This is a genomic window from Bradyrhizobium nanningense (assembly GCF_004114535.1).
In the GTDB taxonomy this organism is placed as follows: Bacteria; Pseudomonadota; Alphaproteobacteria; order Rhizobiales; family Xanthobacteraceae; genus Bradyrhizobium; species Bradyrhizobium nanningense.
Map to the genome: position 1 here is coordinate 194,126 of NZ_LBJC01000023.1, position 20,226 is coordinate 214,351.

Annotated in this window: 16 protein-coding genes; 8 read left to right on the plus strand and 8 right to left on the minus strand. The window is 64.2% G+C overall.

Going from position 1 to position 20,226, the window contains the following annotated elements:
- Positions 1-219 precede the first annotated feature (219 nt).
- Positions 220-561 (plus strand): hypothetical protein, encoded by a 342-nt coding sequence (locus tag XH84_RS17085; protein ID WP_128921646.1) that lies wholly within the window; start codon positions 220-222, stop codon positions 559-561.
- Here the strand turns inward: XH84_RS17085 and XH84_RS17090 are convergent.
- Positions 535-4,650, minus strand: coding sequence for a sensor domain-containing phosphodiesterase (locus tag XH84_RS17090; RefSeq protein WP_164936527.1), 4,116 nt, complete (start codon positions 4,648-4,650; stop codon positions 535-537). The two genes, XH84_RS17085 and XH84_RS17090, sit on opposite strands and share 27 nt — an antisense overlap.
- A 296-nt stretch (positions 4,651-4,946) precedes the next feature.
- On the opposite strand from XH84_RS17090, the gene XH84_RS17095 reads away from it, so the two are divergent.
- Genes XH84_RS17095 through XH84_RS17105 form a run of 3 tightly spaced genes read left to right on the plus strand, consistent with a single transcriptional unit; the run spans position 4,947 to position 8,184 of the window.
- Complete coding sequence (locus tag XH84_RS17095) at positions 4,947-5,999, plus strand: Ldh family oxidoreductase (RefSeq protein ID WP_128921648.1); 1,053 nt, start codon at positions 4,947-4,949, stop codon at positions 5,997-5,999.
- Positions 6,000-6,018: 19 nt separating this feature from the next.
- Positions 6,019-7,386: an LLM class flavin-dependent oxidoreductase gene (locus XH84_RS17100; RefSeq protein ID WP_128921649.1), complete on the plus strand. Its 1,368-nt coding sequence runs from the start codon at positions 6,019-6,021 to the stop codon at positions 7,384-7,386.
- Positions 7,387-7,398: 12 nt separating this feature from the next.
- Positions 7,399-8,184, plus strand: coding sequence for a fumarylacetoacetate hydrolase family protein (locus tag XH84_RS17105; protein WP_128921650.1), 786 nt, complete (start codon positions 7,399-7,401; stop codon positions 8,182-8,184).
- A gap of 148 nt (positions 8,185-8,332) precedes the next feature.
- On the opposite strand, the gene XH84_RS17110 is transcribed toward XH84_RS17105, so the two are convergent.
- Positions 8,333-8,788 carry an Lrp/AsnC family transcriptional regulator gene (locus tag XH84_RS17110; RefSeq protein WP_128921651.1) on the minus strand — a complete coding sequence of 152 codons (456 nt, stop codon included), beginning with the start codon at positions 8,786-8,788 and terminating at the stop codon, positions 8,333-8,335.
- Between the two features lie 13 nt (positions 8,789-8,801).
- Positions 8,802-8,942, minus strand: a complete 141-nt coding sequence (locus tag XH84_RS39870; protein ID WP_164936528.1) for a hypothetical protein — start codon at positions 8,940-8,942, stop codon at positions 8,802-8,804.
- Here XH84_RS39870 and XH84_RS17115 point away from each other — a divergent pair.
- Positions 8,941-12,372, plus strand: coding sequence for an indolepyruvate ferredoxin oxidoreductase family protein (locus tag XH84_RS17115; RefSeq protein WP_128921652.1), 3,432 nt, complete (start codon positions 8,941-8,943; stop codon positions 12,370-12,372). The two genes, XH84_RS39870 and XH84_RS17115, sit on opposite strands and share 2 nt — an antisense overlap.
- A gap of 11 nt (positions 12,373-12,383) precedes the next feature.
- Here XH84_RS17115 and XH84_RS17120 read toward each other — a convergent pair whose 3' ends face one another.
- Positions 12,384-13,295 (minus strand): LysR family transcriptional regulator, encoded by a 912-nt coding sequence (locus tag XH84_RS17120; RefSeq protein ID WP_128921653.1) that lies wholly within the window; start codon positions 13,293-13,295, stop codon positions 12,384-12,386.
- 138 nt (positions 13,296-13,433) lie between these two features.
- Between XH84_RS17120 and XH84_RS17125 the strand changes: the two genes are divergently transcribed.
- From XH84_RS17125 to XH84_RS17135, 3 genes are read left to right on the plus strand one after another with little or no spacing between them, the layout of a single operon-like run.
- Positions 13,434-14,585: an HlyD family secretion protein gene (locus XH84_RS17125; protein WP_128921654.1), complete on the plus strand. Its 1,152-nt coding sequence runs from the start codon at positions 13,434-13,436 to the stop codon at positions 14,583-14,585.
- 4 nt (positions 14,586-14,589) lie between these two features.
- Positions 14,590-16,200, plus strand: a complete 1,611-nt coding sequence (locus XH84_RS17130) for an MDR family MFS transporter (protein WP_128921655.1) — start codon at positions 14,590-14,592, stop codon at positions 16,198-16,200.
- Positions 16,201-16,229: 29 nt separating this feature from the next.
- On the plus strand, positions 16,230-16,691 hold the full coding sequence (locus tag XH84_RS17135; protein ID WP_128921656.1) for a carboxymuconolactone decarboxylase family protein: 462 nt from the start codon (positions 16,230-16,232) through the stop codon (positions 16,689-16,691).
- 212 nt (positions 16,692-16,903) lie between these two features.
- Here XH84_RS17135 and XH84_RS17140 read toward each other — a convergent pair whose 3' ends face one another.
- The 4 genes from XH84_RS17140 to XH84_RS17155 all read right to left on the minus strand — a co-directional run bounded on the left by XH84_RS17140 (position 16,904) and on the right by XH84_RS17155 (position 20,142).
- Positions 16,904-17,764 carry a D-amino-acid transaminase gene (locus XH84_RS17140; RefSeq protein ID WP_128921657.1) on the minus strand — a complete coding sequence of 287 codons (861 nt, stop codon included), beginning with the start codon at positions 17,762-17,764 and terminating at the stop codon, positions 16,904-16,906.
- 206 nt (positions 17,765-17,970) lie between these two features.
- Positions 17,971-18,702 carry an amino acid ABC transporter ATP-binding protein gene (locus tag XH84_RS17145; protein ID WP_128921658.1) on the minus strand — a complete coding sequence of 244 codons (732 nt, stop codon included), beginning with the start codon at positions 18,700-18,702 and terminating at the stop codon, positions 17,971-17,973.
- Between the two features lie 12 nt (positions 18,703-18,714).
- Positions 18,715-19,407: an amino acid ABC transporter permease gene (locus tag XH84_RS17150; RefSeq protein ID WP_028140044.1), complete on the minus strand. Its 693-nt coding sequence runs from the start codon at positions 19,405-19,407 to the stop codon at positions 18,715-18,717.
- Positions 19,408-19,410: 3 nt separating this feature from the next.
- Complete coding sequence (locus XH84_RS17155) at positions 19,411-20,142, minus strand: amino acid ABC transporter permease (RefSeq protein WP_128921659.1); 732 nt, start codon at positions 20,140-20,142, stop codon at positions 19,411-19,413.
- Positions 20,143-20,226: the final 84 nt, after the last annotated feature.

Here is a 20,226-nt window from a genome sequence, read left to right on the forward strand (position 1 = left end):
CCATATTGCTCCTTGCCGGTGGGCACCTGCCGCCGCTAAAGAGAATGAAGAGACTATGACAACCGCGTCGGCCGCGTTTCTGGCCGTCGCGTGTTTGTGGTATGGCCGCCGATGGAAGCGGCATACGGCCTCCGAGAGACGCCGTTCTGCAAAGCTTCAAGACCACGACCGAGTGTGCGCATCGGCCTGCTTTCTGGCGCGGCAAGGAGCACGGAGCGAATGCATCAGGCCGCAAGCCTGCAATTCGAGCGCGTGGTGGACGAGTTCGCCTGTTGGCTCGCCGTGCCCGAGGAAGAGCGCTCGCCGGCGCCGGCCTGGTGGTGGGGACCCGCGATCGCAGTGCTCGACGTGCGCCAGCCGATGCCCGGTGCGTGGTCGCATACGCTCGGCCTCGAAGACGGATCGACCTTTGCCGAGGGCGCGCGCCTGCTTCTCGCGCTGTTCGAGGACCAGACCTCGGTGTCTTGGCCTGAGGATTTTCCGCGCAAGGCGAAAAGCAAGGATGACGAGACTCGCGAACTGCACCCGCTGCCGTCAGACGACAGCGCGTTTCAGCCGTAACGCTGCGGCTTCGGTTGCGGCAAGGTCCTGCTCCGGCTGGAGCGGCGGCGCAACGGGCAGTGTCATCGGCCGCAGCAGTTCGGCCATCTGCCGCGCCGGCAGGGGCTTTGAGATGAGGAAGCCCTGCATCTCGTCGCAGCCATGGGCGCGCAGGAACGCCTCCTGCTCGGCGTTCTCGACGCCTTCGGCGACGACGGTCATGCCGAGCGCCTTGCCCATGCTGATGATCGCCTGTGCGATCGCCTGGTCCTCCGAATCCTGCGGCAGGTCCCGCACGAAGGAGCGGTCGATCTTGATGGTGTCGATCGGGAAGTGCTTCATCAGCGACATTGACGAATAACCGGTGCCGAAATCGTCGATCGCGAGGCGAATGCCGCGGCTCTGGATGGCGTCGAGCACCTTGAGCGCGCGACCGACATTGCGCATCATCATGCTCTCGGTGACTTCGAGCTGGAGCAGCACCGGCGACATGCCGCTGGCCGCCAGCGCCTCGTCGACGTCCTGCAACAGATGCTCGTCGGCGAACTGCCGCGGCGACAAATTGACCGCCATCGACACCGGCAACAGGCCGCGGCGCTGCCAGGCCATGGCCTGCGCGCAGGCCTCGTTGAGCACCCAGCGGCCGATCGGCACGATCAGCCCGGTTTCCTCCGCCAGCGGAATGAACTGCGCCGGCGAGACGCTGCCGAGATCGGGATGCGTCCAGCGCAGCAATGCTTCCACGCCGGTGATCTGGCCGGTCTCCATCTCCACCTTGGGCTGGTAGTTCAGCGAGAGCTGCCCGCGCTCCAGCGCCCGGCGCAGCGCGCTCTCCAACGACAGCCTTTCGATCGACTGCGTCGTCACTTCCTTGGAGAAGAAGCGATAGCCGTTCTTGCCGTCTTCCTTGGCGAGATACATCGCCATGTCGGCGTTCTTGGTCAGCGTCTGCGCGTCGGAGCCATTGGCCGGATACATCGCGATGCCGATCGAAGCCGTGGTGTGGCACTCGTGCCCGGCCAGTTCCATGGGCTGGGCGAGTGCGGCCAGGAGCCCGGTCGCGATGCGCTGAACGTCGTCGATCTCGCCGCACTGATCGAGGATCACCACGAACTCGTCGCCGCCGAGCCGCGCCACCACGTCGCTTTCCCGCAGCGCGCCACGTAAGCGTTTCGCCACTTCGAGCAGAAGCAGGTCGCCGGCCTCGTGCCCCAGCGAATCGTTGATGACCTTGAAGCGGTCGAGATCGATGAACAGCACCGCAAAACGGTGATCGTGACGCTCTGCCGCGTCGATCGCCTCGCGCAAGAGCCCGTTGAAGGTCTCGCGGTTCGGAAGGTCCGTCAGGCTGTCATGCGAGGCGAGGTACTCGATCCGTTCGTCCGCCTCGTTCTTGGCGTCGGCGCGATCGAAGTTCTCCACCGCAAAGGACACGTTGTCGGCGAGACGCTGCAACAGCTCGACGAACTCGGCCGTGAAGGTCGCCGGTTCGGTCGACATGTAGATCATGACGCCGACGGCCTGGTCGTGCACGATGAGCGGAAACGCCGCGCCTGAGCGCGCCCCGTCGTTGCGGACGATGGCATGGAAGGCACTCACGCGCTGGTCGTTGAGATAGTCGTTGCTGATGCAAGGCTGGCGCGTGCGGAACGCCGTGCCGCTCATCCCGCGCCCTTCGGGCCGCTCGGGATCGATGGAGAGACGGACGTTGCGCGTGGTGTCGGAGGACGGGCCTGCGCTGGCCACGATTTCCAGCTGATCGCTGTCGGCCTTGGCCAGGGCGATGGTGGTCGAGGTGAACTTGGCGCCGTTCGAGGCCGCAAGGCATACCAGGTCGAACAACTCGGCGCGCGACTTCGCTCGCATGATCGCCTCGTTGGTCGCGCTCAAGGCCGCGAACATGCGCCTCAACCGCTCCTTCTGCGCCTCGGTGCGCGCCTTTTCCTCGGCACGCTCGAAATTGTCGAGCGCGAACGAGACGTTTTCGGCAAGACGAGCCAGCAGCTCGACCAGATCCGGCGTGAATGTATCCTCCTCCGGCGCAAGGAACAGCAGGATGCCGATCGGCTTCTGGCCGTCGCGCAGAAGCGGGAAGCTGGCAGCCGCGCGGGTTCCGTCCTCGACGGCCTTGGAGTGCCAGTGTGCCGAGCGAGGATCGTGCATATAGTCGTTGATGACGCTCGGCCGGCACGTCCGCACCGAAGTTCCGATGATTCCCTGGCCTTCGGGATGGTCTGGGGAAATCGCACAGGTGCGCCCGACCATTCGCTCCTGGAGCCGTCCCTTCACGGCGACGACCCGAACCAACTCGCATGTCTCGTCGATGATTCCAATCGTCGCCGAGGCGAACATGCCACCCAGCACGGCCGCCTGACATGCGACGTCGAACAGCTCCTCGCGAGTCTCGGCGCGCATGATGGCTTCGTTGGTGGCGCTCAACGCCGCGAACATGCCGCTCAGCCGGTCTCGCTGCTTGTCGGCCTTCGCCTTCTCCTCGGCGCGGTCGAGATTTCCGATGGCGAAGGACACGTTGCGGGCAAGACGTTCCAGCAGCTCGATCAGCTCGGGCGTGAACGCGCCTATCTCGAGGGAATTGAACAGGAACACGCCCTCGGTGCGATCGCCGTTGAGCAACGGCAGCGCAGCGGAGGATTTGACGCCGGTGCGGCGCGCGCTGTCGTGCCACGGCTTGAGGCGATCATCGGCCAGCAGGTCGTTGGTCAGGCACGGCTTTCTGGTGCGGAAACAGATGCCGGTCAGGCCTCGTCCTTCCGGCACCCTGTCCGTCGTTGCAAATTTGAGCCTGCGCACTTCATCGGAATTGGGTCCTGCGGAGGCGACGACGCGCAGCAGCTCGGAGGCTGGCTCTGTGAGCGCGATCGTGGCCGAGCCGAACTTGCCGCCCTGCACGGACGCTTCGCAGACGAGATCGAACAGCTCGGCACGCGATGTCGCCCGGATGATCGCTTCGTTGGTGGCGCTCAGCGCGGCGTACATGCGCGCCAGCCGCTCTTCCTCCGCCGCAATTTTGGCGTTCTGGGACTCGCGATCGAAATTGTCGAGAGCAAAGCAGACGTTTTCGGCGATCCGCAGCATCAGCGCGACGACTTCTTCCTCCTTGGCCCAGGACCGGCTGATGAAGGACAGCATGACGCCGACGCTCTGACCATGCTTGATCAGAGGAGCGGCGACGCAGGCGGCAACGCCGGAATTGATGTTGGCTTGCTCCCACGCCGTCCCCTTGGTGCGGCGGGGCAGATCGTCTTCCAAGCACGGTTTCTGCGAGCGGAATACCTCACCTGAAATTCCGCGGCCATACGGATTTGCCGGATCGACCGAGTACCGGGTTCGAGCAACCAGTTCCAGGTTCTGGCCGGTACCCGCAACAGGCTTCAGCCAATCGGAATCCGGCTCCTTCAGCAAAATGAAGGTCGAGAGGGATTTGCCCCCGTGAACGGAGGCATCGCAGACGAGCTGATACAGCTCCTGCTCGGTCTTGGCGCGCAGGATTGCCTCGTTGGTGGCGCTGATGGCCCCGAACATGCGGTTAAGCCGCCGCGTCGCCCGTTCGCTGCGCTGTTGCGCGGTTGCGCGCGCGAAATTGTCCAGGGCGTAGGAAATGTTGGCCGACATCCGCTCGAACAGCGAGACCATCTGGTCGTCCAGCGAATTGGGCTCGCTGCGGGTCACCAACAGCACGCCGACACACTTGCCGTTGCAAAGCAGCGGCAGGGCCGCGGCCGCACCGATATCAGCCGAAGCCGCGCCCTCGCGCCACGCCAGCGAGCGCGGATCGTTCAGATAATCGTTGCTGATGCACAGCTTGTGCTCGCGAAACGCCTCGCCTCCGACGCCCGAGCCCTCGGGGGTGCCGGCTTCCGTCGTGATCAGGATCGAGCTCAGTCGCGGAATGTCGTCGCCGCAGCCGGCCGCAAAGCACAGCCGCCGGCCGTCCGGTTCGACCAGGAACACGGCGACCGCCAAGAAGTCCCCGCTCGAAAACCCGGCGTCGCAGACCTTCTGGTACAGCTCGTCCGGCGATTTCGCGTAGAGGATCGCTTCGTTGATGGCGCTCAACGCCGCAAAGGTGCGCGCGAGTGTCGTCGGCACGATCTCAGCTCCCGGGCATTCTGCCTGTTTCTCCCGGGTGACTTTATGAATGGCCATCGCCTAAGTGGTCGTTATTGCGCGCTGCAAACCGTCGATCAAAGTGAACGAGCTGCGAACGAGTTGCGGCAAACTGCCGGAAATACCGTCGTGCGGCACGGGCCTTCGACCAAAGGCGCGTTCTCTTTACGAATTTGCAGCCCTGTATTGGTTTACGGGAGATTGATATCGCCGCCGCGCTTTGAGACGATGGCTTTAACAACCAGCGCCCGCCAAGGGCACGAACCTCGGGGAACGCCATGCCGATCGTCAAGGCCGATCGCCTCACGCGCGTCAGCGCCGCCCTGCTCCGCGCCGCCGGAGCCACCGAGGAAGAGGCCGACGCCGTTGCGGTCGGCTGCGTCAACGCCAATCTCGCCGGCCACGATTCCCACGGCATCATCGCCGTTCCCACCTATATCGACCGCATCAAGGCCGGCCATATCGTTCCCGGCGCCAAATGGACCATCGTCCAGGAATCGCCGACCACGACCGTGATCGACGGCCATTGGGGTTTTGGCTTCCACGTCAACGCCAAGGCGATGGCGCTGACGATCGAGAAGGCGAAGACGGCGAACGTCGCGGCGTGCACGGTGTTCCGGCAGAGCCATGTGGGCCGGCTCGCCGCCTATCCGCTGATGGCGATGCGCGAGGGCATGATCGGGATCGCGACGGCGGATTCCGGCCGCTCGCCGAAGCACGTGGCGCCGTTCGGGGGCAAGGAGGCGCGGCTCGGCACCAACCCGATCTCGATCGCGGTGCCGTCCGATCTCGACGCGCCGTTCTATCTGGATATGGCGACCTCGGCGGTCGCGGCCGGCAAGATCCAGCTTGCGGTTGCGCGGGGCGAGGAAATCCCAACGGGATGGATCATCGACGCCGAGGGACGGCACACCACCGATCCCACGCAATATCGCAAGGGCGGCGCGCTGCTGCCGCTCGGCGGCACCGAGGGCTACAAGGGTAGCGGCCTCGCCGCCATGGTCGAGGTGCTGTGCGGCTTGCTCACCGGTCTCGGCTTCGGCGTCGAACCGACGGGGCGACACAATGACGGCTGCTTCATGGCGGCGTTCAACGTCGCCGCGTTCCGCCCGCTGAAGGAGTTCAAGCGCGAGGTCGCCGAGTTCGCGCATTATCTGAAATCGACGCCGCCGTCCGAGGGCAGCAAAGGCGTCTACTATCCCGGGGAGATCGAGGGCCTGCGCGAGCAACAGCGCCTGCGCGACGGCATCGAGATCGAGGATGCCACCTGGGAAAAACTGCGCGCGCTGGCGCGGGAATACCGGCTCGACACCGTGCTCGATCTGGCCTGACGGAATGGAGAACAGCAGCATGACGCGACAGATGGTCCTGGTCGGCTTCCTCCAGGCGCAGAACTGCACCAACTTGCCGAGTTCCTGGCGGCATCCGGACTCGCGCGAGGATTCGATGTCGGCGGACTATTATCAGGAGATCGCCAGAATTCTCGAAGCCGGCAAGTTCCATATGGCCTTCTTCGACGATCGCCTGGCGATGCCGGACCGCTATGGCAACGACCACGCCCATACCGTCGAATACGGCATCCGCTGCGTGAAGATGGATCCGCTGATCGTGCTGACCACGATGGGCATGGTCACCGAGAAGCTCGGACTTGGTGCGACCTGCTCGACCACCTATTACGAACCCTTCGACGTCGCGCGCCGCTTCGCAACGCTCGATCTGATGTCAGGCGGACGCGCGGGCTGGAACGTCGTGACCTCGCTCAACGACGGCGAAGCCCTCAACATGGGCCGGGATTCGCATCCCGAGCACGATTCCCGCTACGACCGCGCCGACGAGTTCATGGAGGTCGTGCTCGGTCACTGGGACACCTGGGAGGACGGCGCGCTCATCATGGACAAGCAAAGCGGCCGCTTTGCCGATCCGAGCAAAGTGAAGCGGCTCGATCACAAGGGACCGGCATTCAAGTCGCGCGGGCCGTTCACCGTACCGCGCTCGCAACAGGGCCATCCCGTGATCATCCAGGCCGGCGCCTCGGGCCGCGGCCAGCGCTTTGCGGGGCGATGGGGCGAGGTGATCTTCACGGCCGCGCGCAATCTCGCCGGGGCCAAGGAGGGCTACGCGGCCGTACGCAACGAGGCCGCCAAAGCCGGCCGCGATCCCGACCAGATGCTCCTCTGCAATCTGACGACGCCGGTCTGCGCCGCGACCAAGACCGAGGCCGAGGACAAGATGGCCCTAATCAACAAGCTGCCGCTGCAGATCGACGCGCTGTCGCTGCTTGCCGAAGCGCTCAACTACGACTTCGCCTCCAAGGATCTCGACGAGCCGCTGACGACGGACGAGCTGAAGAGCATGCAAGGTATCCTGGGCATCCGCGATGGCGTGCTGAAGAATTCGGGCAAGAGCAACCCGAGCGCGCGTGACTTCGTCACCTTCTCCGGCCGCGGCCAGGTCCAGGACGCCATGGTCGGCGGCCCCAAGGAGATCGCGGACAAGCTGGAGGAAATGTTCGTCGAGCGTGGCTGCGACGGCTTTGTCATCGCCGCAACCTACGTGCCCGGCTCCTACGCCGATTTCGTCCGGCATATCGTGCCGGAACTGCAACGCCGCGGCCTGTTCCAGAGGGACTATCGCGGCAAGACGCTGCGGGAGAATCTCGGGCTCAAGCGGCCGGCGGCCGGCGCCTGGAAGGTGCAGCCGCGCGATGCCGCGGAATAACGAGGACAGACCATGCGCTGGCTGAAATTTACCGCCGCGGGCAAGACCTCGTGGGGACTCGTCGAGGGCGATCAGGTCATCGCGGTCGATGGCGATCCCTTCAGCGAATGGCAGCGCACCTCGCGCGCGCATTCGCTGTCGCACGTAAAGTTCGAGCTGCCGCTGATCCCCCGCACCTTCTATTGCGTCGGCCTGAACTATCTGAAGCACCTGAAGGAAGCCGCCGACAAGCGCGGCGAGGTGCCGGCCGTGCCCGACCGTCCCGAGATCGGCTACCGCGCCCAGAACGCGCTGATCGCACATGACGAGGACGTCGTGATCCCGTCCTTTGCGACGGAGAAGATCCATTACGAGGGCGAGCTTGTCGTCGTCATCGGCAAGAAGGTGAAGCATCTCACCAAAGAGAACGCGATGGATTGCGTGTTCGGCTACACCATCGGCAACGACGTCAGCGAGCGAAGTTGGCAGAAGGCAGACCGCAGTCTGTGGCGTTCGAAGAACGCCGACACGTTCAAGCCGATGGGTCCATGGATCGAGACCGAGGCCGACCTCGACAAGATGGAAACAATCGTCCGGGTCAACGGCAAGGAGACCAACCGCTTCGCGACCGGCGACATGATTTTCGGCGTGGTGCCGTTCCTGGTCGAGCTGACGAAGTATTTTACTTTATGGCCCGGCGACGTGATCTGGATGGGCACGGACGGCGCATCGCCCGATATCAAGCACGGCGATGTCGTAGAGATCGAGATCACGGGCGTCGGGACATTGCGCAACAGGTTTGTGCGGGAGGGGCGGTAGCAGCCTCAGCACCCGTGCCGTAGGGTGGGTTTGCCCTGGAGATGCGCGAAGCGCATCTGCTTGGCGTAACCACCTCGTCAGCTTTCCGCGGAGACATCGATGGTGGGTTACGCCTTCGGCTAACCCACCCTACGGCACTTCCCGTGTCTCAAAACGGCAGCGCCACGCTCGCCTTGATCTCCTTCAACACCACGTTGCTGCGGACATAGCGGATGCCGGGGATGCGAAACATGAACTCGTCGAGGAAGCGATTGTAGGCCGCCATGTCCTTCACGACGACGCGCAGATGATAGTCAGCATCACCCGTGGTCGCAAAGCACTCCAGCACCTCGCGCCGCTTGATCACACGCGCGACGAATTCGTCAACGAACTTGGCGTCGTGCCGCTCCAGCGAGACGTGGAGGATGGCCGACATCGCAAAGCCCGCCTGTTCGCGCGCGACCAAAGCCGCATAGCCCTGAATGACGCCAGCCTCCTCCAGCGCGCGCACCCGTCGCCAGCAGGCGGAGGTGGACATGCCGACCTCGTCCGCCAGTTGCTGGTTAGTGGCTCGGCCGTCCTTCTGAAGGTGGGCGAGAATCCGGGTGTCCTGGTCTTCGATCATGGGATCTCACAATTCAGTCAAATCTACCAAATTTCGCCGCATCGCGCAAAACCTTACCAGAAATCAGCTTCCAATCGAATACATAGGTAAGAACTACCAGCGCCCCGGGCATACCCTTCCACCGTTCGGCAGGGTGCCGCGCGAGGTCTGCCATGGACGCCATCCCATCACTCGATGCTTACGAGCTTTCCGACCGCTATGACCGCGAGGAGGGCCGCGTCTTCCTCACGGGCACGCAGGCCATCGTCCGCATCGCGCTCGACCAGGTCAGGCGCGACCGTGCGGCCGGCCTCAACACCGCCGGCTTCATCTCCGGCTATCGCGGCTCGCCGCTCGGCGGCATCGATCTCGAGCTGTGGCGCATCCAGGACCGGCTGACGCGGGACCGCATCGAGTTCCTGCCGGCCGTCAACGAGGATCTCGCGGCGACCGCGGTGCTCGGCTCGCAGCAGGTCGAGACGCAAGGCGATCGCGAGGTCGATGGCGTCTTCGGGCTCTGGTACGGCAAGGGACCCGGCGTCGATCGTTCCGGCGATGCGCTCAAGCACGGTAATGCCTACGGCTCCTCGCCGCACGGCGGCGTGCTGGTCGTCGCGGGCGACGACCACGGCTGCGTCTCTTCCTCGATGCCGCACCAGTCCGACGTTGCCTTCATGAGCTGGTTCATGCCGACGCTGCATCCGGCCAGCGTCAGCGAGTATCTGGAGTTCGGCGAGTACGGCTACGCGTTGAGCCGCTTCTCCGGCATGTGGGTCGGCTTCAAGGCGATCTCGGAGATCGTGGAGTCAGGCGCCTCCGTCGCGCTGCGGCCGCCGCGCGCCTTCCGCACGCCGGACTTCACGCCTCCGCCCGGCGGCCTGCACTATCGCTGGCCCGATTTGCCGGGTCCGCAGATCGAGGAGCGGCTGGAGGCGAAGAAGCACGCGGTCTACGCCTTCGCCAAGGCCAATCCGATCGACCGTCACGTCTACGACATTCCGGACGCCACCTACGGCATCGTCACCACGGGCAAGGCTCATCTCGATCTGATGGAGGCGCTGCGATTGATGGGCCTCGACGAGGCCGCCTGCCGCCGCATCGGCATCGACGTCTACAAGGTCGGCATGGTCTGGCCGCTGGCGCTGCACGACGCCATGGCCTTCGTGAAAGGCAAGCGCGAGATCCTCGTGGTCGAGGAGAAGCGCGGCATCATCGAGAGCCAGTTCAAGGAGTATTTTTACGACTATCCCGGCAGCAAGCCCGAGCGCATGGTCGGCAAGCACGACGAAACCGGGGCAAGGCTGATCTCCTGGATCGGTGAATTGTCGCCGCGTGCTCTGGCGGGCGTACTGGCGCGCCGGCTCGATCCGATGTTTCCCGATCTCAATCTCGCCGCGCGCGCAGCCGCCCTGATGCCGGAGGCCGCACGCACCATCAACGTCCCGGGCGCAACGCGCACGCCCTATTTCTGCCCGGGTTGCCCGCACAACACGTCGACCAAGGTGCCCGAGGGATCGAAGGCGCTGGCCGGCATCGGCTGCCATTTCATGGCAAGCTGGATGGACCGGGAGACCTCGTCGCTGATCCAGATGGGCGGTGAAGGCGTGAACTGGGCAGCTTCGTCGAGATTCACCGGCCGCAAGCACATCTTCCAGAACCTCGGCGAAGGCACCTACTACCATTCCGGCTCGATGGCGATCCGGCAGGCGATCGCGGCCAGGGCCAACATCACCTACAAGATCCTGTTCAACGATGCCGTCGCGATGACAGGTGGCCAGCCGGTCGACGGTCCCATCAGCGTCCATGCCATCGCGCACAGCGTCCGCGCCGAAGGTGTGGCGCGCATCGCGCTGGTGTCGGATGATCCCGCACAGTTCTCGCCCGCCGACCTGCCAGCCGGCGTCACCATCCATCCGCGCGAGGAGATGGATGCCGTGCAGCGCGAGCTGCGCGATATCCCCGGCGTCTCGGTCCTGATCTATCAGCAGACCTGCGCCACGGAGAAGCGGCGCCGCCGCAAGCGCGGGCAGATGACCGACCCCAAGCGCTTCGCCTACATCAACGATCTCGTCTGCGAAGGCTGCGGCGACTGCTCGGTGGAATCCAACTGCCTCAGCGTCGAGCCGAAGGAGACGCCGTTCGGTCGCAAGCGGCAGATCAATCTGTCGACCTGCAACAAGGATTTTTCGTGTCTCAACGGTTTCTGCCCGAGCTTCGTCACCGTCGAAGGCGCAACGCGCCGGAAGAAGGCCGCAAGCCAGATCGACGCCGTCGGCCACGCGGCCGCGCTTGCCCTGCCCTCCTCGGTATCGCTCGACCGGCCCTACGATCTGCTCGTGACCGGCGTCGGCGGCACCGGCGTGATCACGGTCGGTGCACTGATCGGCATGGCCGCACATCTCGAACGCCGCGGCGTCTCGGTGCTGGACTTCACCGGCTTTGCGCAGAAGTTCGGACCCGTGCTGAGCTATATCCGGATCGCATCAAGGCCCGAGGCCCTGCACCAGGTGCGCATCGACCAGGGCGCGGCCGATGCGCTGATCGGTTGCGATCTGGTCGTCAGCTCTTCGGCAAAGGCGTCCGGCACCTACCGCCGTGGCACGCGCGCCGCGGTCAATACCGCGGAGATGCCGACCGGCGACGTCGTTCGCTTCCGCGACGCCGATCTCGCCTCCGCCGCCCGCTTGCGCGCGATTGGCCGGGTCATCGGCGAGCACGATCTCGGCACGATCAATGCCAACGCGCTGGCCGAACGGCTGCTCGGCGATGCCGTCTATGCCAACATCATCATGCTCGGCTTTGCCTGGCAGCGCGGGCTGGTCCCGATTTCGTTGCAGGCGCTGTTGCGCGCGATCGAGCTCAACGGCGTCGCGGTCGAGCGCAACAAGCAGGCGTTTGCCTGGGGGCGGATTGCGGCTTCCGATCCCGACTTCCTGCCGAAGGTGCCGGAAGCGCCGGAGGTCGAGACGCTCGACCAGATTATCGACCGTCGCGCCGACTTTCTCACCGCCTATCAGGACAGCACCTATGCGGCACGCTACCGAAGGACAATCGCCAGGGTTCGCAGTGCCGAGGCTGCCCTGAACAGCGCGGCTCTGACCGAGGCCGTCGCACGCGCCCTGTTCAAGCTGATGGCCTATAAGGACGAATACGAGGTCGCACGCCTGCACATGCAAAGCGGCTTCCTCGACGAGCTGAAGCGCGAATTCGAGGATGGCTTCAGCGTCCAATATCACCTCGCCCCGCCATTCCTTCCCTCGGAGCGCGACGCACGAGGACGTCCGCGCAAACGCGCTTTCGGCCAGTGGATCCAGATGCCGCTCGCCATGCTCGCGCGCTTGAAGGGGCTCCGCGGAACGCCGTTCGATCCGTTCGGCTACACCCGGGAACGGCGCACCGAGCGCGAATTGATCGCGTGGTATGAAGGCCTGATCGAACGGATGTTGGGCGAGCTCGATGCGGCGTGTCTTCCGGCTCTCGTTGCGATTGCAAAGGCGCCGATGGAGATCCGCGGCTATGGCCCGGTGAAAGAGGCCGCGATCGCATCGGTGAAGACGGAGGTCGAATCCCTTCTGGCAAGGCCGGTCACAGCCAGGGCCGCCTGACAGCAGCCCTCTCACGAATAGGGATTGATCAGCTTCTGCTGCTCAGCGCTGTGATCGACGAGCATGTCGATGAAAGTCCTGACTTTTGCGGACAGATGGTGGCGATGCGGGTAGACCGCGTTCATGGACAGCTCGACGGTCCGATAGTCCGGCAATAGCCGTACGAGCCGACCCGATTCGAGATCGTCCTGAACGAGAAACCCAGCCATCAGGCATACGGCGCCCCCCGCTAGCGCGACTTTCCGCAGCGCTTCCCCGCTATTTGTCACGAAGCTGCCCGAGATGCGCACGGAGGCCGGCGTGCCTTTGCGATCGAGAAAGCGCCATTCGTCACCAAATGGATAGTTCAAGTGCCGACCGCAATTATGCCCGGAGAGCTCGTCGAGCGTCTGCACGCGGCCGTGCCTTTCGAGATAATCGTGCGAGCAGCACAGCACGTGGCGCCAGGTGGCAAGGCTTCGCACGATCAGGCTGGAATCCCGCGGCTGAGTCATTCGCAGGGCCACGTCATACCCTTCCTCGATGAGGTCGACATCAGCCTCCCCCATGCGCAAATCCACCTTGAGCTCCGGATAAGTCGACAGCAGTTGCGCCACGACAGGCGCAACAAACGGTACCATGTGCGTGGCGACATGGATGCGCAGCGTACCGCGAGGCAAGGACTGCAATTCGCTCGCGATGTCGTCGGCTTGCCCGAGATCGGCAAGGATTTGCGTGGCGCGATCGTAATAGGCCTGGCCGACCTCGGTGAGACTTACCTTTCGCGTGGTGCGGTTCAGCAACCGCACGCCGAGGCGGTCCTCCAGCGCCTGGACGTGGTTGCTCACCATGGTGGTCGACATGTCGAGCCGGCGAGCGGCGGCCGAGAAGCCACCGTTTTCGACGACCCGGACGAAGGCGGTGAGACTGGTGAAGCGATCCATGATCTGAAGCCCCGATTATCCGCTATTACTGGATAATGCTTCCACTTTTTACCGGATTATCACAAGGCGCGGGACAGCGCATTTTACCGGCATCACATACGTGCCGCCGGACGGACGTAGGAATATCCGAGGATACCCATGTCAAACGCCTCTTATGTCGCTGAAACTAATAAGAAAATCACCCTCCGCCCGTCCCGTCAGGCGATTCAGCGAGTGGCGCTCGGCCTCGCCTTGGCGCTCGGGATCGCGACCGCCGGCCACTACGGCTACGAATATTGGAGGACGGGCCGCTACCTCGAATCCACCGACGACGCCTATGTGAAGGCGGACTCCACGATCATCGCGCCCAAGGTTTCCGGCTATGTCGCGAAGGTGCTCGTCGGCGATAACGAGAAGGTCAGGGCAGGCCAGACGCTGGCCAAGATCGACGACCGCGACTTCAAGACGGCGCTCGACCAGGCGAGGGCCGACGTCGCCGCCTCCGAAGCGTCGGTGCGCAATATCGACGCCCAGCTCGAACTGCAGCAGCCGGTCATCGCGCAGAGCACGGCCGACGTAACCGCGGCGGACGCCAATCTGAAATTCGCGCAGGAGGAGCGCGCCCGCTACGACGATTTGATGAAGTCGGGCTCCGGCACGATCCAGCGCGCGCAGCAGACCGACGCGGCGCTGCGTGCGAGCAGCGCGCAGTTGCAGCACGCCAAGTCCGGCCTCGTCGCCGCGCAGCGCAAGATCGACGTGCTCACCACCCAGCGCGCGCAGGCAACAGCCCAGCTCGAACGCGCCCGCACGGTCGCGCAGCAGGCGGCGCTGAACCTGTCCTATACCGAGATCACCGCGCCGGTCGACGGCACGGTCGGCGCCCGGAGCTTGCGGATCGGCCAATACGTCCAGGCCGGCACGCAGTTGATGGCGGTGGTGCCGCTCGATGCGGTCTATGTCGTTGCGAACTTCAAGGAGACCCAGCTCACGCATGTGCGCCCCGGCCAGCCGGTCGAGCTGCACGTCGACAGCTTCCGCAACAAGACGCTGCGCGGCCATGTCGACAGCCTGTCGCCGGCAAGCGGACTCGAATTCGCGCTGCTCCCGCCGGATAACGCCACCGGCAATTTCACCAAGATCGTGCAGCGCGTTCCTGTGAAGATCGTGCTCGACGACCACAGCCTCACCGGCCTGCTGCGCCCCGGCATGTCGGTGGTGCCGACCGTCGACACCAAGCAGGCGATGCTGGCCGAGCGCGAGACGGAAAAGCGCCTCGCCGACAACACCTCCCGCGCGAACGGGGGCTGAAGCCATGAGCACGCTCCAACCGACCGTCAACGCCGCTGCCGGCTTCTCCGCCCCTGCTGCGCCCGCGGCGCCGGCGGTGTCCGCCAAAACCTGGATCGCGGTGATCGGCGCCACACTCGGCGCCTTCATGGCGGTGCTGAACATCCAGATCGTCAACGCCTCGCTCGCGGACATCCAGGGTGCGATTGGGGCTGGCATCGACGACGGCGGCTGGATCTCGACCTCCTATCTGATCGCCGAGATCGTGGTGATCCCGCTTTCCGGCTGGCTCGCACAGGTATTCTCGATCCGGATATACCTTCTCACCAATGCGACCCTGTTCCTGTTGCTGTCGGCGGCCTGCGCGCTGGCACAGGACCTGCCGCAGATGATCGTGCTGCGGGCCGTGCAGGGATTCACCGGCGGCGTTCTGATTCCGATGGCGTTCACGTTGATCATTACGCTGCTGCCACGCGGAAAGCAGCCGGTCGGTCTTGCGCTGTTCGCGCTGTCCGCGACGTTCGCCCCCGCGATCGGCCCGACCATCGGCGGCTATCTCACCGAGAATCTCGGCTGGGAGTACATCTTCTACGTCAACCTCGTCCCCGGCGCGGTCATGATCGGCATGCTCTGGTATGCACTCGAGGCGAAGCCGATGAAGCTGTCGCTCCTGCGCGAGGGCGACTGGGCCGGCATCGTCACCATGGCGATCGGGCTGTCGGCGCTGCAAACCGTGCTGGAGGAAGGCAACAAGGACGACTGGTTCGGCTCGCCGTTCATCGTCAAGCTCAGTGTGATCGCGGCCGTTGCACTGACCGCCTTCCTGATCATCGAGCTGACGGTGAAGAAGCCGCTGCTCAATCTGCGCCTGCTCGTCCGCCGCAATTTCGGGTTCGGCATGCTCGCGAACTTCCTGCTCGGCATCGCGCTATACGGCTCGGTCTTCATCCTGCCGCAATATCTGTCGCGCATCCAGGGCTACAACGCCGAGCAGATCGGCATGGTGCTGGCCTGGACCGGATTGCCGCAACTCGTGCTGATCCCATTGGTGCCGCGTCTGATGCAGAAATTCGATGCGCGACTCGTGATCGGCGTCGGCTTCGTGCTGTTCGCGGCATCCAACTTCCTGAACGTCTATATGACCAACGACTACGCCGCCGATCAGCTGCTGTGGCCCAACGTCGTCCGCGCGATCGGCCAGGCGCTGGTGATGGCGCCGTTGTCCGCGGTCGCAACCGCGGGCATCGAGCCGGAGAACGCGGGCTCGGCCTCCGGACTGTTCAACATGATGCGCAATCTCGGCGGCGCCGTCGGCATCGCGCTGCTGCAAACGGTCCTGACCAAGCGCGAGCAGTATCATTCTAACGTGCTGATGCAGTCGGTCTCGGCGTTCGAGCAGGCCACCCGCACCCGGCTGGAACAATTGACGCAATATTTCGTCAATCACGGCGTTCTCGACCGTGCAGACACCGCGCATCGTGCCTATGTCGCGATCGGCCATACCGTGCAGAAGCAGGCGTATATCCTCGCCTTCAGCGACACTTTCTATCTGCTCGGTATGGCGCTGATCGTCGCGCTCACCGCGGTCCTGTTCCTGAAGAAGCCCGGCCAGACCTCGGCCGGCGGTGCCCACTGACGTCAGCCCTGCCAGCAAGGAGAACGACCATGAAGCCCCGCATGAATTTCTACCAGACCGCCCCCGATACGATGAAGGCGCTGATGGCGCTGGAGCAGCAGATCCAGTCCACCGGACTCGAGAAATCGCTGATCGAGCTCGTCAAGATCCGGGCGTCGCAGATCAACGGCTGCGCCTTCTGCATCAACATGCACACCGAGGACGCCCGCAAGCGCGGCGAGACCGAGCAGCGCATCTACCTGCTCAATGCCTGGCGCGAATCCCCGCTCTATTCCGACCGCGAACGCGCGGCGCTGGCCTGGACGGAATCGGTGACGCTGATTTCGCAGACCCACGCGCCCGACGATGTCTACGAGCAGGTCCGCGCGCAGTTCTCCGAGGAAGAGACGGTGAACCTGACCATGCTGATCGGCGCCATCAACGCCTGGAACAGGATCGCGATCGCGTTCCGTGCGGTTCATCCGGTGAAGGTGAAGGCGTCGGTGGCGTGAGGAGTGGCAACGGCGCGATGCACACGGCACCGCCTCCACAATCTCGGCCGTCATGCCCCGGCTCGACCGGGGCATCCAGTACGCCGCGGTCTCTCGGTTCAGCAACAAACGCCTCTGGAATACTGGATCGCCCGGTCAAGCCGGGCGATGACAGCGAGAGAAGACGTGAGCACGCTTCGCTTTGCCCACCCTACGAGAGCTGAGCGTGTGGCTCAGACCGCCGTTGCCTTGGCGAACTCCACGTAGATCTCGCGAAGCCGGGTTGCCATCGGGCCGGGCCTGCCATCGCCGATCTTGTTGCCGTCGATTGCCACCACCGGCTGCACGAACGAGGACGCGCTGGTGATGAAGGCTTCCTTGGCAGCGAGCGCCTCGGCGACCGTGAAGGAGCGTTCCTCAACGCGGAGTTGGCGTTCCTCAGCAAGCGCGATCACGGCCTTGCGGGTACAGCCGGGCAGGATCGCGTTGGAGTTCTTGCGCGTGACGATGACGTCGTCCTTGGTCAAGATGAACGCCGACGAAGAACCACCTTCGGTGACGAAGCCATCTTGCAGCATCCAGGCCTCGCCAGCACCGGCTTCCGCCGCGGCCTGTTTGGCCAGCACCTGCGCCAGCAAGGCCACGCTCTTGATGTCGCGCCGCTCCCAGCGGATGTCGGGTACCGTGATGACGTTGATGCCGGTCTTTGCCACCGGGGCGTTGATGATGTCCTTCTCCGAAGTGAACATCACCAGGCTGGATTTCACGTCGGCCTTGGGAAACGGAAAGTCGCGGCCCTTGTCGGCGCCGCGCGTCACCTGGAGATAGACGAGGCCGTTCGCAAGCTTATTGCGTGCGATCAGCTCCTTCTGCAGCTCGGTGATGCGCTCGACCGTCTCGGGTAGCTTCAGCTTGATCTCGCCGACCGAGCGCTCAAGCCGCGCCAGATGCGAGGCGTTGTCGACCAGCTTGCCGTCGAGCACGGCCGAGACCTCGTAGATGCCGTCGGCGAACAGGAAGCCGCGATCGAGGACCGAGATTTTGGCGTCCGAGAGCGGGACGAATGAGCCGTTGACGTAGGCGATAGGATCCAAGGCGGGTCTCCTGGCGGAATGGGGGAATTGCCCCTCGGTATAGGAGATTTAGCGAGCGCGATAAACCCTCGATCCGTCATTCCGGGGCATTCGCGCAGCGAATGAGCCCGGAATCCATTTCGCCCCGCGTACGCCGCCTGATGGATCCTCAGGTGCGCAATTGCGCACCATAGCTCGCGCTACGCGCGCCCCGGGATGACGACCGGCTAATGCGACAGGATCTTCGACAAGAACTTCTGCGCGCGGTCGCTGCGGGGCTTGCCGAAGAAGTCGTCCTTCGGGGCGTCCTCGACGATCTCGCCGCGGTCCATGAAGATCACGCGGTTGGCCACCTTGCGGGCAAAGCCCATCTCGTGGGTGACGACCATCATGGTCATGCCTTCGCGGGCGAGATCGACCATGACGTCGAGCACCTCGCTGACCATTTCAGGATCGAGCGCCGAGGTCGGCTCGTCGAACAGCATGACGATCGGATCCATGGCGAGCGCGCGGGCGATCGCAACGCGCTGCTGCTGGCCGCCGGAGAGCTGCGCGGGGAATTTCTGCGCCTGCTCCTTGAGGCCGACGCGCTCCAAGAGCTGCATGCCCTTGGTGACCGATTTGTCATGCGGCCGCCCGAGCACTTTCTCCTGCGCCAGGCAGAGATTGTCGATGATCTTGAGGTGCGGAAACAGCTCGAAATGCTGGAACACCATGCCGACGCGTGACCGCAGCTTCGGCAGATTGGTCTTGGGATCGTTGACCTTGGTGCCGTCGACCAGGATGTCACCGCTCTGGAACGGCTCCAGCGCGTTGACGCATTTGATCAGCGTCGACTTGCCCGAGCCCGAGGGGCCGCAGACCACCACGACCTCGCCCTTGGTGACGCTGGTGGTGCAATCGGTCAGCACCTGGAAGCTCGGCGTGTACCATTTGTTGACGTGGCTGATTTCGATCATGAGCTTCTAGCCCTAGCGAATGATGGCGATGCGCGCCTGCAGCCGGCGGACGCCGAAGGACGCGATACAGGAAATGGTGAAGTAGACCACGGCTGCGAACAGGTACATTTCGACGAGGCGCCCATCGCGCTGTGCGACCTTGCTCGCGGCTCCGAGGAAGTCCGTGATCGACAAGACGTAGACCAGCGACGTGTCCTGGAACAGAACGATGGTCTGCGTGATCAGAACCGGCAGCATGTTGCGGAAGGCCTGCGGCAGCACGACGTAGCGCATGGTCTGGGCGTAGGTCAGCCCCAGGGCGCTGGCTGCGGCCGGCTGGCCGCGCGAGATCGACTGGATGCCGGCGCGCATGATCTCGGAGAAATACGCGGCCTCGAACATGATGAAGGTAATGAGCGAGGATGCGAACGCGCCGACGCTGATGGGACGCGAGGCGCCGGTCAGCCATTGCCCGATATAGGGCACCAGGAAGTAGAACCAGAAGATGACCAGCACCAGCGGCAGCGAGCGCATGAAGTCGACATAGACGCCTGCGATCCGGCCAAGGATCTTGAAGCCGGAGAGCCGCATCAGGGCGAGCGCCGTGCCGAAGACGAGGCCGCCGAGGGCTGCGAGGCCGGTCAGCGTCAGCGTGAACGTCATGCCCTCGTAGAACAGATAAGGCAGCGCGCGGCGGATGACGTCGAAATCGAGATTACCGAACATCGCCTATTTCCCCGTGATGTAGCCGGGGATCGCGACCCAACGCTCGAGGAAGCGCATCGCGGTCACGACGACGGCGTTGACGAGGAGGTAGAGGATGGTCGCGGCGGTGAAGGCCTCGAACACCTGGAACGAGAATTCCTGCATCGAGCGCGCCTGCCCGGTCAGCTCGAGCAGGCCGATGGTGATCGCGACCGCCGTATTCTTGATGGTGTTCAGGAACTCGGAGGTCAGCGGCGGCAGGATGATGCGGAACGCCATCGGCAGCAGAACGTAGCGATAGCCCTGCGCGGTGGTCAGGCCCAGCGCCGTTGCGGCCATCTTCTGCCCGCGCGGCAGCGAGCCGATGCCGGCCTGCAGTTGCACGGCGACGCGCGCCGACATGAAGAAACCAACGCCGATCGCCGCCGTCCAGAACGGCGCGTTGGGCAGCTGCTTCAGCCAGATGCCGGCGGCTTTTGGCAGCAATTCCGGCAGCACGAAGAACCACAGGAAGAGCTGCACCAGCAGCGGCATGTTGCGGAAGAATTCGACATAGGCAAAGCCGAACCAGTTCGCCCCCTTCGACGGCAGCGTGCGCATCACGCCGACGAGCGATCCGGTGATCAGCGCAATGATCCAGGCCAGCGCCGCGGTCTTGAGGGTCAGCACCAGGCCCGACAGCAGCATGTCGAGATAGGTGCCGGTCCCCATCGGGTTCGGCTGGAAAAAGATTCCCCAGTTCCAGTTGTAGTTCACGTGTCCCCCGCGCGAACGCGCCAGTCATGGTTGTCCCGGCGCCTATGCAAATGTCCGGCCACCCCTGTGTCAAGAGTGGCCGGA

Bases quoted from the DNA above. Each gene is read 5' to 3' on its own strand.
- XH84_RS17085 (WP_128921646.1), top strand. From the start codon at position 220: ATGCATCAGGCCGCAAGCCTGCAATTCGAGCGCGTGGTGGACGAGTTC.
- XH84_RS17120 (WP_128921653.1), bottom strand. From the start codon at position 13,295: ATGGATCGCTTCACCAGTCTCACCGCCTTCGTCCGGGTCGTCGAAAAC.
- XH84_RS17130 (WP_128921655.1), top strand. From the start codon at position 14,590: ATGAGCACGCTCCAACCGACCGTCAACGCCGCTGCCGGCTTCTCCGCC.
- XH84_RS17100 (WP_128921649.1), top strand. From the start codon at position 6,019: ATGACGCGACAGATGGTCCTGGTCGGCTTCCTCCAGGCGCAGAACTGC.
- XH84_RS17145 (WP_128921658.1), bottom strand. From the start codon at position 18,702: ATGATCGAAATCAGCCACGTCAACAAATGGTACACGCCGAGCTTCCAG.
- XH84_RS17150 (WP_028140044.1), bottom strand. From the start codon at position 19,407: ATGTTCGGTAATCTCGATTTCGACGTCATCCGCCGCGCGCTGCCTTAT.
- XH84_RS17115 (WP_128921652.1), top strand. From the start codon at position 8,941: ATGGACGCCATCCCATCACTCGATGCTTACGAGCTTTCCGACCGCTAT.
- XH84_RS17095 (WP_128921648.1), top strand. From the start codon at position 4,947: ATGCCGATCGTCAAGGCCGATCGCCTCACGCGCGTCAGCGCCGCCCTG.
- XH84_RS17105 (WP_128921650.1), top strand. From the start codon at position 7,399: ATGCGCTGGCTGAAATTTACCGCCGCGGGCAAGACCTCGTGGGGACTC.
- XH84_RS17135 (WP_128921656.1), top strand. From the start codon at position 16,230: ATGAAGCCCCGCATGAATTTCTACCAGACCGCCCCCGATACGATGAAG.
- XH84_RS17125 (WP_128921654.1), top strand. From the start codon at position 13,434: ATGTCAAACGCCTCTTATGTCGCTGAAACTAATAAGAAAATCACCCTC.
- XH84_RS39870 (WP_164936528.1), bottom strand. From the start codon at position 8,942: ATGGCAGACCTCGCGCGGCACCCTGCCGAACGGTGGAAGGGTATGCCC.
- XH84_RS17110 (WP_128921651.1), bottom strand. From the start codon at position 8,788: ATGATCGAAGACCAGGACACCCGGATTCTCGCCCACCTTCAGAAGGAC.